The sequence below is a fragment of the Palaeococcus ferrophilus DSM 13482 genome, assembly GCF_000966265.1.
Lineage (GTDB): Archaea > Methanobacteriota_B > Thermococci > Thermococcales > Thermococcaceae > Palaeococcus > Palaeococcus ferrophilus.
This window is the reverse complement of record NZ_LANF01000019.1, coordinates 332,968-347,196: the sequence shown is the minus strand read 5'-3', so window position 1 is coordinate 347,196 and position 14,229 is coordinate 332,968. Positions and strand designations below refer to the sequence as shown.

Sequence of the window (14,229 nt, the reverse complement as noted above, 5' to 3'; positions counted from 1 at the left end):
AGCTTTCCCTCCCGTTGCGGCAACGTTTAAATAATGGAAGCTCCCCAGAGTATAAATTAGGGATAACAATGAAGGTGCTTGACCTTCCGTACTTCCTTAGGGATCTCGTGGTTTTGGCCCTCATGGTAGGGGGCATACTGGTGCTCTACAGGAGTAAGGAGCGGCTCTACGAGGCCATGAGCTTCCCTGAGTTCAAGCGAAGCGTGCAGTCGCTCTTCGTCGCATTCGTACTCGTTGCAATAGCCCAGACACTGGGTGTAATCTCCCGCACGGACGTGCTCATGGAGGATCATGCCGCATTCATGGAGGTGCGCTCAATAATCCTCGTGGTCGGTGCGCTCCTGTTTTTCGCGGCGGTGTTCCTGCTCTACGTTCCCTTCGCGAGGGGCACGTTCAAGGTGATAAAGATAGCCACGGAAGTTTCAGGTGAAATCGAACATTCGGCCTACGGTGGGGACAAAGACGTCTGCTACAGCCTCTTCAAGGAGTACGTCCACAGGATACCTGGGATGGCAATAACGCGCCTTCCACCGAAGGCGTTCAGGGAGAGGCTGGGACTCGAGAAAGTGCCCGTGCTCTGGCTCTCCAAGGTAGACAGCGAAGAGGCGGTTCACCCAACGCGCCTCCCCTACATTCAGCACATCATAGAACAGTTCCTGAAGGAGTCAGACCTTGACAAGGTCGTGCTCCTCGACGGCATAGAATACCTCATGCTCGAAAACGACAGAAAGGCTGTCCTGAAGTTCATCACGAACCTGCGCGACATGGTGGAGCTGCACAGGGGCCTACTCCTCGTGCCCTACGATAAAGAGTCCCTCGACCCCAAGGACGTGGCGTTCCTCGAGTCCGAGCTGAGAAATGTGAGGGAGCTTCAGAGCTCCTCGTAGGTTTTTTTCATTAGAATTGCGTCATCCTCGATGTTGGGGCTTTCGCTTATCACCACTCCCTTAACCCTGAACTCCTTGAGAACCTCCAGCAGTTCTTCCCATCTCATGTCGCTCTCCTTGAGGGGCAGATGCCTTCTCTCGCCCTTGGCGGTGTACTCAATGCCGCTCATGTGGATATGCATGTTATCAAGGGCCTCCCTCCCGAGGCGCTCCTCCATGAGCGAGAGCATCCCGCGCCACTCCTCAGTTGAGTTGCACTTCCCCTTGTTCCTCGCGTGTGCGTGAGCGAAGTCTATCGTCGGGAGAACCATCTCAATCTCCTCGCTGAGCTTCACTATCTCCTCGAGGTCGCCGAACTGGGTGGGCTTTCCCGTGAGTTCGGGCCTTATCCACACCTCCACCCCCCTATCCATCAGCTCCTTCTGGATGTCCTTGAGTGCTTCCAGTATCTTCTGATATACGCTCTCGGGGGGCTGCTTGAGGTAGTACCCCGCGTGAAAGACGACGCTCCAGCCGCCGGCTTCGTAGAGCCTCTCGGCGCTCTGTATGATGCGCTTCTTGCTAGCTTCAACCTTTGCCTTCTCCGCCGCGTTGAGGTTGATGTAGTAGGGCGCGTGGGCCGTGAGGAGGACGTCGTGCTTTTTGGCGACGTACTTTATCTTTTTTGCCAGTTCCGGCTTCATGTTGACCCCGCGGACGAATTCCAGCTCCATAGCGTCCAGCCCGAGTCCCCTCACCCATTTTATGCCGTCAACGGTAGAACGCCTGGGAGTTGAGATTGGTATCCCGGCCGTTCCGAAGCGAAGCCTCTCAACCTTGAACATCCTCACCACCAAAAGAATTAGGTTACCCTAATTAATAAACCTACCGCTCTATCCGTTCGCCCAAGATGTCCTCGATTCTGGAGATGGCCTCGTTGAGCTGCTCCTCGAGGCGTTCCATCTCCTCCCTGAGGCGTTCGAGCTCCCTCTCCTTCCTCTCAATGCTCTCGCGAAGGTGGCGGAGTTTAACCTCGAATTCCTCGACCTCCTTCCTGCGGGCGTTGAGCTCTCCCTCCGCCGCAAGCAACGCCTCCCTTCTTTCCCTTAGTTCCGGCACCAGGTCGAGCGCTTTGAGTGCCTCACGGGCCTTCAGCTCGTATTTGCCGGAGAAGTAACCGCTGTTGAGGCCCTCCTCGATGAGCTTTCTAACAGCCTCCGGCTCCTTGAGGGCGAATCTCGTGTCCGCCATGAAGGCGTTGAAGGCATCTCCTCCGAGTCTTGCCCGCTTGAGGGGTTTTTTGAGCGATGAGAGGGCGGACACCACCCCCATCTCCTTCGAGGAGAGTTCGCTGCGTAGGGTCCTCACCCTCTCCTCGAGGGCCCCGATGCCGGCGCTCTCCCTCGCTCTGGAGAGCTCCTCCTTCAGGGATTCCTCCTCTACGCGGAGCCTCCCAATCTCCCCCTCCAGCCTGCCTATGTCCCTTCTCAGTTCGCCCATGCGGGAGAGCTTTGATTCCACATCCGGAACCTCCGTGTGGGGAAGCTTCTCCAGCGCCTCCAGGTATTCCGCGTAGAGGGCAGAGAGGTCGCGGAGGAGACGGTTTATTTTGTACACCCTCTTCTCAAAGAACTCGAGGAGGTAGCGTCCATGGCCCACGTGGAACTTCGAGAACTCCGGGAGGAAGCGCCCGATGTCGTCCATTCCCTCTACCCTGCCGAGGAGGTTGGCAAACGTCGTGATGTAAGCTCTCCTCTCGTTCTCCACTATCCTCGCAAGTCTCTCGTCAACCTTCTTGGGGAGTTTCTCCCTTTCGAGACCGCTGATCTCTTTCCTTATGCCCTTGAGAATCCTGCCGGCCTTTTTAAAGTACTCATCGTGGAGCTTTTTTCTCTTTTTTTCGTTCTTTTCCTCGAGCTTCTCAAGCTCTCGGAGTGCCCTTTCGAGTCTCAATCTTACCCCATCCCCTAACCTTTTCCCTCATGTACATCCCCACGAGGGACGCGAAGACTATATCTCCTATGACTATAAGGAGCTTGCGGTAGAATTCTATGAGCGCCGGGGACGCTAGGTTAAGGATGTACGTGGTGGTTATGTCAACACTCCCCCATATCGCCGGCAGGAGGAGGAGCTCCGTTACGTGGTGCCATATGTGGTAGTCCTTCCTTATGTACGCCTGGAGCATGCGTCCAAGGATTATGACGCCAAGACCCGTAACGAGCATCGGGTTCAGGAAGTACACGTATAGAACAAGCTGGAGCAGTGGATTGGTTGGAACGCCGGGGAGAGAGATTGTCGAGGAGTTCCTGATGTAGTATGCGAGGTTGAAGTGGACCTGCAGGGCGCCGCTCAGAATGACGAAAATGCCTATCACCGTCGAGACCACGCTAACGAGCCTCTTGCTGAAGGCATCCTTAACACCCGCCCACGCTCCCTTTAGCATGGGAGACAGGTTGAAGCCCTTGTTAAAGAAGTAGGCACCGATGACGAGGAGTATCGTCCCCCCGACGGCGGAGGAGATTATACCAACGCTCTGAGGGTACTGGATGGATATGAGCCTCGCCACACCGTACATTATCGCTATGAGACCCGGGATTCCAAGGACGACCTTCGCAACCTCCGGATCACCCAGAATCTCCCTGAGGTAACGGTAGATTATGTAGTATGTCGTCTCTATGCTCTCGCTCTGCTTGACAACCACGCGGTGGGTGCTTATTATGGGTATGCGCGAAGTTATTATCGGAAAAACCTGCTCGTCCTCGGCCCCGTCCGTAACGGGGATGACCCCATCCGCCTCGAACTCGTGGAGAACCGCGTTCAGCTGTTTCAGGAGCTCAACATCGCTCTTAACCCCAACATCCTCGTGCCCCGTGATGAGAGCAACCTCCACATCCTCAAAATCACCGCTCTCCTTGAGCTGGTCCCTAAGTTTTATGGCCGCGTAGAGGACGTTCGCATCGCTATCTTCAGGATCCGCGAGACTGAGTTTTAGGGCGGCGTCTATGCAGGCGTCTCTCCCAACTACCGGACCCTTAACGCCCGCCTTCCTACCGAAGTCATCATCCCTATCTATCGCAAGAACAAGGGCCCGAATCTTCAACCCTCCCTGACCTTATTCATCACGGACTCGACCTTATCCTCCATGTGCCTTTCCCTGTCCCTTCTATCGTCAATCCTTATCGTGGTCGAGACCCTCTTTGCACCGAGCTTGAACATCAGCTCGTGGGCCTCGTTTATGATCCTGAGGCCCTCCTCCACAGTTGGAACCTCCATTATCGTTGCCATGGGTGTCAGCATATACTTTACGCCTTTCTCCTCTAAAAGCTTTACTACCGCCGCTACGTATCGGCTCAGGCTGAGCTCCCCCAGGGGCACGATAACGAACTCTATGATAACAGACATTTCGACACCCGACTAAACTTAAGTCGGCAATTTTTTAAATTTAACGGTGGGCATAGAAGAGAAGGGCAAAAATGGAAAATCAGCTCCAGGTTTCAGCTATCACGTCGTGCTTGTGAATGCTCTCGTGGCTGACAACCCTAACGTGAATCCTACCCTTGAAGCGCTCCTTTGCCCTCGCGAGAATCTCCCTCGCAACGTCCTCCACAAACTTGGGGTTTCTGTACATCCCCTGCACAACCGCGTTCTCGTCAACCGTCTTGAGGAGCGTGTACGTTGGGTGGCTGAAGGAACCCTCGACAACGTCTATCATGTCCTCAAGGGCGATTTCCTCATCAAATGGGGCCCTGACTTCGAGCTCACCAACTGCACGCTGTATGTGGGTCTTCCCCTCGTTGTTGGCCATCGCGTGAGGACAGGCCGTGTTGCCTATGGCCTTCACGCGGAGAACCTTCTCAAAGGAGCCATCGTAGTTTTTAACAACGCCGACCTCGACGTCATACGTTTCAAGGCTCCTCCTGCCGCTTGCGGGCGTGGTTCTCTCCATGACGAGCTGGGTCTTTATCCAGACCTCGGCGCGCCTGTGGGGGTGCTTGCCCTCAAGGCGCTTGATTATGCACTTTCCGAGCTCCTCGAGCGAGGTGTGGGGCTCAAGGACCTCCTCCTCAACGGCCTCGCCCATGGTCTCGGTTATGCTCTCAACAAGCCTGCTCATGTGTATGCCCTTCTTCTCCGCGGGCACGTCTATCGTTATCTCGAAGGTCGGGATGAACGTGTAAACCTTTCCCTTCCAGTTTATCCTTGCAACGGTCCTCAGGTTGGTGATGCCGACGCGGTGGAGGTTCTCCATTATCTCCGGCCTCTCCTCCTGTGTCTCGAAAATCATGTCTCTCACCTCACTTAGGGGAACCTAACTGGGAGCCCTTTTAAGGTTTTGCACTCAAAAAGTCTTTAAGGATTCCCAACCACTTCCATGGGTGATGAGAATGAGGATAAACGCCCGTCTTGAGAGTGAGCGGCACATGGGAAGACTCTACAGGATATACAGGGTGATGGACGATTTGACCCCCTTGCTCAACGCCCTCTGGGAGGAGGGGGCCATCCTCGACGTAAGCGAGCAGAACGAGGCCTCGCTTATGGACGACATGATCACGGATAGGGAGGAGCTGTTCAGACGCCTGCTCCGGGAACTGGAGATGGAAGAGGGTCTTGTGGAGGCCCTCCTTGTGGTTCCGGAGTCAAAAAATCCGAGCATGGTGATAAAGATTGACGCATACATAACGTGGCGGCTCCTGCTCAATGGAGAGAAGGTGAGCGTGAATGAAGCTGCTGATGGCTGAGGTGTTCAACAGCTGGCAGGGGGAAGGGGGAAGCGTTGAAGGTTCCGCCTTCGGGAGGAGGCAGATATTCGTTAGATTCGCCGGCTGCGACCTTCACTGTGAGTGGTGCTTTGGAAGAGAGAGCAAGGTTTTAATGGCCGATTTAAGCTGGAGGAACATTGAAACCATAAAGCCCGGAGAACTCGTAATGGGATACAACGAAAAAACCAACAAACTGTATCCAGTCAGGGTCCTGGAGAGCTTTAAGAGGCCATCCGAAGTCGTTAGAGTGAGGTTTGAAAGCGGAAACTCCCTTAAGGTTACCCCCAACCACAAGTTCTACTACTATGGAGAGCGTAAAAGAGCCATCAAAGATCTCCTCGGAAAAAACGTCAGGACAATCGGGACAACGTTTGTCTTTAACCCGAATAAATCGTTCATTCGCGGATGGTTGGCTGGAATAGTTGACGGCGATGGAACAATATGGAGCCTAAAAAACGGCTCAAGACGGATACGTATAGCAATGAAAGACAGGGAGGTTCTTGAGAGGTTTAAACAATGGGCAAATGAACTGGGGTACTCATTTTACTGGCTCGACCACAAGCACACCTCAATAACTGGAAAAAAGGAAATAATGCCCGCCCTCTATCTGACAAGAACTGATGAGGTTTTCAGATTTGAGAGGGAGATTCTACATCCCCCTAAAATAGACCGATTCTATATGAGGGGCTATATAGCCGGGATGATAGACGCAGAAGGAACGGTTGGAGGTGTTGTCAGAATAGCCCAAGAAAACCCGGAGAAAAAAGCTCGGATTGCCGAGTACCTTGAGAAACTCGGATATGAGTACGTTGATGAAGGAAGGGGAATCAGAATAAAAGGGAAGAGGGTTATGGCGCTTCTCCTTGAATTAAAATGGCAAATGGAGAGAAAACGTAGGGCTGCCCTCGATAGGTGGGTTAGAGGGAGAGATAAGGTTGTCGATATAGTCGAGATTGGAGAGGACTGGGTCTACAACATAAAAACCGAAAGCGGAAACTACATTGTTAGCGGATATCTCGTAAAGAACTGTGATTCTGCAGGCTTTATAGACCCAACCAAGGTGTCAAAGTGGCGCTACGAGATTGAACCCTTCACTGGAAAGTTCGAGTACAAACCGAATCCCGCGAGCGTTGATGACGTCGTTGATGCCATCCTCCGCCTCGATACCGGCGATATACACTCCATAAGCTACACCGGCGGGGAACCCACGCTCCAGCTGAAGCCCCTCAAGGCGCTCATGGAGAGGATGAGAGAGCGCGGCTTCCGCAACTTCCTTGAGACCCACGGTGGCCTGCCGGAGCTGATTAAGGAGGTGGCACCGCTCACCGATTACGCGAGCGTTGACATAAAGGACGAGAGCGCGAGGGCAACGGAGGACTGGAGGGAGCTTGTACTCAGAGAGGTTGAGAGCATCAAAATCCTGAAGGAGGCCGGAGCAAAGACATATGCAAAGCTCGTCGTTACAAGCGAGACGAAGGTCGAGAACGTCCGCTGGTACGCGGGCCTTTTGAAGGGAATAGCGCCGCTCGTGCTCCAGCCAAGGGAGCCCATAGAGATTTCCCAGGGCAGGCTGATGGAGCTCTACCGCGAGGCCGCCCTCATTATGGGGAGGGAGAACGTGGGGCTCAGCTTTCAGGTGCACAAGTACCTGAACGTGCTCTAGGTTTGAGTTTCCTCCTTGTTCTTTTGGCCCATAACGGGCAAAATACCGAAGAACCTCGCAAACTCCAGGCCCCACTCAAGTTTCCATTCAAATTCTGCCGCGCTGTTATATATCCTGTGGATTACAGGGAAATTGTATTAAAAAGTGTTATAAAGCTTAACCGCAATAGTAATATGTTGGTGCATAGGATGGAAGCTGAGCTTTTGAAGGAGTTTGTACGAATAGACTCTCATTTTGGACACGAGGAGGAGATATCCAACGCCATCGCGAGCATCCTTGAGGAGTACGCCACCGTGGAGACACAGGAAGTCGAGGGTTTCGGGAGAAACGTGATAGCCCGAATACGTGGAAAGAAGCGCACGGTACTTCTGAACGGGCACATGGACACCGTTGGCCTCTCGGATGGGTGGACGCGCAACCCCTGGGGTGAGCTTGATGGGGACCGGTTCTACGGGCTTGGCAGCGCGGACATGAAGGGAGGATTGGCCGCACTGATGTCGGCCTTCATTGAGGTAAGCCAGCTCCCGCGAAAGGAGCGCCCCACCGTGATATTCACCGCGGTCGTTGATGAGGAGGGTTACTCTAGGGGAGCGTGGAGGCTCGTAGAGAGCGGCATCGTCAGAAAAGCGGACGTTGCCCTCATCGCCGAGCCCACGAACGAACGCCTTATGCTGGGGGCGAGGGGGCGCTTCGTGATTCAGATCGAGGCCTTCGGAAAGAAGGCCCACGCAACGCAGCCCGACAGCGGGGCGAACGCCGTCGAGGATTTAGCGAAGGTCGTGGGGAACATCGGCCGTCTGAGGACTAAGAAGCACCTGAAGCTTGGAAGGGGCAGCTGGGCAGTTCTCCACTTCGAGGGAAGCGCCGACGGGCTGAGCATCCCGGAATACGCAAAGGCCATCGTTGACAGGCACGTTGTACCGGGAGAGGAGTGGGATAGGGTTAAGGGCGACATTGAGAAGCTCATTTCGAAGCTCGACCTGCGCTCCAGGGTGGTGGTGAGCAGATACCCACGCCCAACCCCCGAGATGCTGCCCTATCTGACGAGGGAAAACTCAACGTACGCCCAGAGGTTCAAGGAGACATATGGGAGGCTCTTTGGGGAGACCCCCGAAGTCACGTACGGCAGGAGCGTGGGGGATTTCAACTACTTCGGGGCATACCTCAAAGTCCCAACGCTCGTGTTCGGGCCCATCGGCGGAAACTGGCACGCCGCGGATGAATGGGTGAGCCTGAGCTCCGTCAGAAGGGTCAAGAGACTCTACGTTGAATTTTTGAGGGAACTGGCCCGTTAGGTTTTAAAGCTCCCTCCCCCTACAATTCACGGCGATGATGTAGATTGGCCTTTGGGGTAGTGATGCCCGGGATCGACGTTGCTGAGCCGCTCCACCCGTACCTCCCGGGCCATGCTCATGGCTTTTTTGAGGTTCGCACTGCCCTCGAGGGACAGCGCCGTGAAGGCAACGGCTGTTTTTAACGCCTTCACAAATGGCAAAGTTCTGTAGAAGAACGAGAAGGCCCCCAATAACGTGTCCCCCGCCCCCGTGGGATTCTCCACATCCCTTCTGGGTGGATAGAACGCGTAAACCTTCCCCCTGTGAAGGGCTATCCCCCTCTCGGAGCCGTTGGATATCAGGGCAACCTCAACGCGCTCCGCAAGGGTTTCAAGGACTCTCTCAAAGCTTCCCAGCGTTAGAATCTCTCGTACATCGCCGTGCAGCACCCATACCCCATCCAGAACATCGGGCTCAAGCGGGCCCATGAATACCTCTCCCTCCTCCCCGAACCTCCTCACGAGGCCCTGGACGTCGAGGGCAAGGGGCCTCTCCATCAGGCGCTCGAGCGTCTTCGGTGACAGCTCCCCCGCCACGGGGTTGGCCACCACGAAGTCGTAGTCCTCCAGCGGGGGCAGCTCCTCCGGGCGTATCTCTCCACCGCGACTTAGGAGGGAGAGCCTCCTCCCCTCACCGCGGTACTCCAGAAGGTACGTGGTTATCTCGTCAGATGGAAGAACGTGAAAGTTTATGCCCTCGGGAAGGGGACCCTCGGGGGCGCCTTTGGTCACCACATCCACCCTAGCCAGGCCTCTAAGGGCAAGGGCCGAGTAGTAGGCACCGCCTCCCGTTCGCTCCCACCGTCCCTTCCCGCTCACTATAACATCACGAGTTAGGTTCCCCACGACCAGCACACGCATAACTCCGCCTCTCCCCTCACGTTTTTATACTTTTAGCCCCTACCCGCTACGGGTGGTGGAATGTTCGACGTTGTGGCCATTGGGAACCTGAACTACGATATAATCCTGCTCGTTGATAGATTCCCGGAATTTCACGAGAAGATGATGGCGAGGGGGGCGTTCTTCGGCCTCGGAGGAGCCGCAGGAAACACCGCATCGTGGCTCGGCACCCTCGGGCTTAGGGTGGGGTTCATAGGCGCCGTGGGAAGGGACGAGATTGGAGAGGCCCACATAAGCTACTTCAACAAAATCGGCGTGGACACAGGGGGAATAAAAAGGCTTGACGTCCCCTCCGGAGTGGCGATTGCCATGATAAGGGGCGAGGACAAGCGGATAATCAAGTTCAGCGGGGCCAACGCCCACAGGACGCTCGACTTCGACTATCTCTCAAGGACGAGGCACATCCACATGTCGTCCAATCCCCGAGAGCTCATCGTTGATGCCGTCAACTTCGCCCACGAGAGGGGAATCAGCGTCTCCATAGACATAGGCGAGGCTGAACTCCCGGAAGAGGCCGTGGAGAAGGTCACGTACCTCCTGATGAACGAGGACGAGTTCAAACGCAAGTACGGAAGTCTGGAGGCCATAGCTGAGGTGAGAGCGAAAAACGTCATAGTTACCCTCAACGGCGGCGGCGCGATGCTGAGGAGCGAGAAGGGCGAGGTAATCACAACCCCAAAGCTCCACGCCGAGGCGGTTGACACCACTGGAGCCGGCGATTCCTTCGATGCCGGCTTCATATACGGTATCCTCAATGAATGGTCGCTGGAGAAAGCCGCCACACTCGGCGCCCTGCTGGCGTACTTTACCGTTCAGAAGGTCGGGGCGAGGAGCGCCATCGTTCCCCTGGAAGAGATAAAGAGAAAGGCCGTGGAGCTTGGGCTTGAGCTCCCCTTCTAACATCTTCTACTGGAGAACCGGACGTACCAATTGTAAACGGGTGGGAGCCTCAACCCCGGTGTTGGGGTAACCCCTTTAAAGCCACCCGCACATACGGTATGGGGTGAATCATGACCGTACTGATAATCGCCGAGAAGCCCAACGTCGCGAGAAAGATAGCCTATGCCCTGGCTGAGGGCAAGCCCACGAGAAAGAGCATAGGCAAAGTACCCTATTACGAGTTTGTGAGGGACGGGAAGAGGATTATCGTAGCTCCAGCTGTCGGTCACCTCTTCACCCTCGCCCCGAAGGTTAAAACCTGGGGCTATCCAATATTCGACATCCACTGGGTGCCCGTTTACGAGGCGGAGAAGGGGAAGAGCTACGCAAGGGACTACGTTAAGGCCCTCGCAACGCTCGCGAAGCAGGCCGATGAGTTCGTGGTTGCCTGCGACTACGATACGGAGGGTGAGGTCATAGGCTACACCGCCCTGAAGTACGCCTGCGGCGTTGACCCGTCAAAGGCAAAGCGCATGAAGTTCTCCGCGCTCACCAAGAAGGACCTCCTCAAAGCATGGTACAACCTCGAGCCAACGATAAACTTCGGAATGGCCGACGCGGGAGTAACGCGCCACATTCTCGACTGGTACTGGGGCGTGAACCTTTCGAGGGCCCTGAGCTCATCAATAAGGCGCGCCAGCGGGAAGTGGATGGTTCTCTCAACCGGAAGGGTTCAGGGGCCCACCCTAAAGTTTCTGGCCGACAGGGAGAGGGAGATAGCCAACTTTAAGCCCACCCCCTACTGGGTCATCAAAATGCTCCTCGAGAAGAACGGGGAGAACTACACAGCAACCTACGAGAAGGAGCGCATCCTCGACGAGGAAGAGGCCAAGAGAATAGTCGAGGAAGCCAGGAAGGGGCCGGCTTTCGTTGAGAGAGTCGAGGTGAAGCAGGGGAAGAGGCACCCACCGGTGCCCTTCGACCTCGGTACCCTTCAGAGGGAGGCCTATTCCGCCTTCGGTTACTCCCCAAAGAAGACCCTTGAGATAGCCCAGAAACTGTACGAGAAGGGTTATTGCCTGCATCCCGATTCACTGATACCCACTCCTCAGGGAGTTAAGAGAATAAAGGAGCTTCCAGAGAAGGGCGAGGTCTTTGCGCTTGACTTTGACCTGAAACTATCGAGGGCTGGATACAGACTCCTGGAGAGGGACGCGGATGAGCCGATGTACAAGGTCACTCTCACAGATAGAACCGAACTCTACCTTACGGCGGACCATCCCGTCCTAGTATACCGGGATGACCTGTTGATCTTTGTCCCGGCGGGAGAGCTGAGGGAGGATGATCAGGCCGTTCTTTTCATAAACAGGAATGGATACTCTTCAAGGGCCGAGCCCCCAACGCTCTTAAGCTTCCTTCTTGAAAACGCCACTTCAATGAAGGACTACATCCTCTATGACCCAGAATTTGGCGGTGTCCTAAAAGCCAGAATAAAAGGCGCCGGTTTAAAATCTGAGATAATGTGGCGCTTCAGGATAAAAGAGCCTACCTATTACAAATACCTGCGGGGCAAGATGCCCGTTCCGATAGTTAGGTTCCTGCTGGAGAGGGGCATTGTATCCATTGACGAGTTAAGGGAGATACTTAGGGGATTCTCCTACAGCACATCACTGGCCCCGATTTCCTTTGAGTTCGGTGAGGAATTCTGGTACCTTTTTGGTCTTGTGGTGGGAGACGGCCATCTCGCAAAGAAGGGAGCGATAACAATACCCGCAAAGGATAGAACGGAGGACACCCTGAGGGCTGTTAAGGAGATAACTGAGTACCTTGGAGTTCCTTTTGCCTTCGATGGAAAGTATAAGATAATAATCATTCGTAGCAAGTCACTAACGAGGCTTTTTGAGCTTCTCGGTTGCCCCTATGGCAATAAAACCGAAATCTTCAGGATCCCAGGAGAAGTGATGACTAAGCCAGAGTGGATGGCGGCGTTTCTGGCCGGCTATTACGATGCAGACGGCCACATAGGAACGAAACCAACCGGTAGGAAGAAATCCCACTCCCCGCAGATAGTCCTCACCTCTAAGAACCGCATGGCTGTGTACACTGCTAAGCAGATGTGGCAGCTTCTGGGGGTTGGAACGTACCTATGGGAAAAGAAGGACAAAAAAGGAAGTTTTATGGCCTACGAGCTTAAGGTGTACTCCCGCGATGCCCCGAGGTTCTATGAAGTGATGAAAAATCACCTCAGGATCAAAAGAAAAGATTTGGAGCACGTAAAGAAAGTTGCCATCAGGAAAAGAAAAGCGTACTCGCACCACTACAGCGTTCTTAATGTCAAAAGCTGGGAAGGAAAGATAAAATCCAGCAATGCCCTTTGGAAAAAGTTCGACATGTCCAACCAAGCCGCACACGGGAGGGGAATAAGCCTCGACAAGCTCCAGCGAATAGTGGACTACCTCACGGACACTGATCTGCGCAGGATAGCCACGGGCGATGTTTACATTCTCGGCATAAGGTCGATTGAGAAGTTCCACTACCGCGGTAAGGTGTACGACCTCGTGGTCGATAACTATCACAACTTCATCGCCAACGGCGTTGTGGTTCACAACTGCTCTTATCCCCGCACAAGTTCCCAGAAGCTCCCCAAAAACCTCAATTTCCGCAACATACTCCAGAACCTCGCCAAATTGCCAGAGTACAAGCCCTTCGCCCACGAGCTTTTGGGAAAGGAGACGCTCAAACCGGTCGAGGGCAAGAAGGACGACCCTGCGCACCCGGCAATCTACCCAACGGGAGAGCTCCCCAAGCCCGGGGATCTGAGTAAGGACGAGGGGAATATCTACGACCTCGTTGTGAGGCGTTTTCTGGCCCTCTTCATGGAGCCCGCGGTGAGGGAGACGATGAAGGTGGTCATAAACTCCAACAACCACCGCTTCATCCTGAGCGGCGCGAGAACCGTTAAGGAAGGCTGGCTGAAGGTATACGGCAAGTACGTCAAGTTCGACGAAGTGATTCTGCCGGCCTTCAAGGAGGGCGAGCCCATCAAGGTCATTCAGATAAAGCGCGAGAAGAAGAAAACCAAACCGCCAGCGAGGTACTCCCCCGCATCCGTCATCAAGCGCATGGAGGATCTGGGAATAGGCACCAAAGCGACGCGCGCCCAGATACTCGAGACCCTCTACAACCGCGGCTACATAGAGGGCAAGAGAAAGATAAAGGTCACCCCCCTTGGAATGAAGGTCGTAGAGGCCCTGGAGAAGCACGTCCCCAGCATAGTGAGCGTTGAGCTCACCAAGGCATTTGAGGAGAAGATGGAGGAGATTATGGGGCGGCGCAGGAAGAAGGAGGAGGTCATAGAGGAAGCCAAATCGGGCCTCACAAAGATACTCGAGGAGTTCAAGGCCAAGGAGCTTGAAATCGGGAAGGACCTCGCGGCACAGTTCGTCTCAGAGGAGAAGCCGCGCTCGAGGGGCAAGGTGAGGGAACTGAGCGAGGAGGAGGAAAGGAGAGTTAAAAGCGCCGTTGAGGAGCAGGAAAAGAAGAAAACGCTCGTCGTTGGCAAGTGCCCCAAGTGCGGCGGCGATCTGGTCGTCCGCTACAACAGGAGAACAGGAAAGCGCTTCGTCGGCTGCTCCAACTGGCCCAACTGCAACGTCACCTACCCCCTCCTACAGCGCGGCGAGATAATCCCCACGGACAAAACCTGCTGCGATGGAGCACCCGTCGTCAAAATCCGCGAGAGGGGAAGGGAGTACGAGGTCTGCCTCGACATGAACTGCAGGAACTGGAGGAAGTGAGGGGAGGTTTTTTAAGCGCAAGGTGGAGATT

Annotated in this window: 11 protein-coding genes and 3 pseudogenes; 8 read left to right on the top strand and 6 right to left on the bottom strand. The window is 54.8% G+C overall.

What is annotated here, in order from left to right; translation table 11 throughout:
* The first annotated feature begins 68 nt into the window (after nt 1–68).
* Nucleotides 69–887, top strand: coding sequence for a DUF835 domain-containing protein (locus PFER_RS11565; protein WP_048152568.1), 819 nt, complete (start codon nt 69–71; stop codon nt 885–887).
* Here PFER_RS11565 and PFER_RS11560 read toward each other — a convergent pair.
* The 5 genes from PFER_RS11560 to PFER_RS11540 all read right to left on the bottom strand — a co-directional run bounded on the left by PFER_RS11560 (nt 872) and on the right by PFER_RS11540 (nt 5,151).
* Complete coding sequence (locus tag PFER_RS11560) at nt 872–1,711, bottom strand: deoxyribonuclease IV (RefSeq protein ID WP_048152565.1); 840 nt, start codon at nt 1,709–1,711, stop codon at nt 872–874. The genes PFER_RS11565 and PFER_RS11560 overlap by 16 nt on opposite strands.
* A gap of 40 nt (nt 1,712–1,751) precedes the next feature.
* Complete coding sequence (locus PFER_RS11555; protein WP_048152562.1) at nt 1,752–2,819, bottom strand: hypothetical protein; 1,068 nt, start codon at nt 2,817–2,819, stop codon at nt 1,752–1,754.
* Nucleotides 2,788–3,960, bottom strand: coding sequence for a DUF373 family protein (locus PFER_RS11550; RefSeq protein WP_048152709.1), 1,173 nt, complete (start codon nt 3,958–3,960; stop codon nt 2,788–2,790). Before PFER_RS11550 ends, PFER_RS11555 begins: the two co-directional genes overlap by 32 nt.
* 2 nt (nt 3,961–3,962) lie before the next feature.
* Nucleotides 3,963–4,268, bottom strand: a complete 306-nt coding sequence (locus PFER_RS11545) for an MTH1187 family thiamine-binding protein (RefSeq protein ID WP_048152559.1) — start codon at nt 4,266–4,268, stop codon at nt 3,963–3,965.
* Nucleotides 4,269–4,347: 79 nt separating this feature from the next.
* Nucleotides 4,348–5,151: a GTP cyclohydrolase IV gene (locus tag PFER_RS11540; protein WP_048152557.1), complete on the bottom strand. Its 804-nt coding sequence runs from the start codon at nt 5,149–5,151 to the stop codon at nt 4,348–4,350.
* A 94-nt stretch (nt 5,152–5,245) separates the two neighbouring features.
* Between PFER_RS11540 and PFER_RS11535 the strand changes: the two genes are divergently transcribed.
* The 5 genes and pseudogenes from PFER_RS11535 (at nt 5,246) to PFER_RS11525 (ending at nt 8,584) form a co-directional block, all read left to right on the top strand.
* Nucleotides 5,246–5,605: a hypothetical protein gene (locus PFER_RS11535; RefSeq protein ID WP_157255245.1), complete on the top strand. Its 360-nt coding sequence runs from the start codon at nt 5,246–5,248 to the stop codon at nt 5,603–5,605.
* Nucleotides 5,586–5,915: pseudogene (locus PFER_RS12575) on the top strand (hypothetical protein); the annotation flags it as partial. The gene PFER_RS11535 and the pseudogene PFER_RS12575, both read left to right, overlap by 20 nt.
* 36 nt (nt 5,916–5,951) lie before the next feature.
* A pseudogene (locus PFER_RS12570) lies at nt 5,952–6,155 on the top strand (LAGLIDADG family homing endonuclease); the annotation flags it as partial.
* 498 nt (nt 6,156–6,653) lie between these two features.
* Nucleotides 6,654–7,289: pseudogene (locus tag PFER_RS12495) on the top strand (radical SAM protein); the annotation flags it as partial.
* Nucleotides 7,290–7,477: 188 nt separating this feature from the next.
* The gene (locus tag PFER_RS11525) at nt 7,478–8,584 is read left to right on the top strand and encodes a M20 family metallopeptidase (protein WP_048152552.1); all 1,107 of its coding nucleotides are present in this window, start codon (nt 7,478–7,480) and stop codon (nt 8,582–8,584) included.
* 26 nt (nt 8,585–8,610) lie between these two features.
* Here PFER_RS11525 and PFER_RS11520 read toward each other — a convergent pair whose 3' ends face one another.
* Nucleotides 8,611–9,483 carry a PfkB family carbohydrate kinase gene (locus tag PFER_RS11520; RefSeq protein ID WP_048152548.1) on the bottom strand — a complete coding sequence of 291 codons (873 nt, stop codon included), beginning with the start codon at nt 9,481–9,483 and terminating at the stop codon, nt 8,611–8,613.
* Between the two features lie 60 nt (nt 9,484–9,543).
* On the opposite strand from PFER_RS11520, the gene PFER_RS11515 reads away from it, so the two are divergent.
* Complete coding sequence (locus PFER_RS11515) at nt 9,544–10,422, top strand: ADP-dependent ribose-1-phosphate kinase (protein WP_048152547.1); 879 nt, start codon at nt 9,544–9,546, stop codon at nt 10,420–10,422.
* 110 nt (nt 10,423–10,532) lie between these two features.
* The gene (topA, locus tag PFER_RS11510; protein WP_048152545.1) at nt 10,533–14,198 is read left to right on the top strand and encodes a DNA topoisomerase I; all 3,666 of its coding nucleotides are present in this window, start codon (nt 10,533–10,535) and stop codon (nt 14,196–14,198) included.
* The last annotated feature ends 31 nt before the right edge of the window (nt 14,199–14,229 follow it).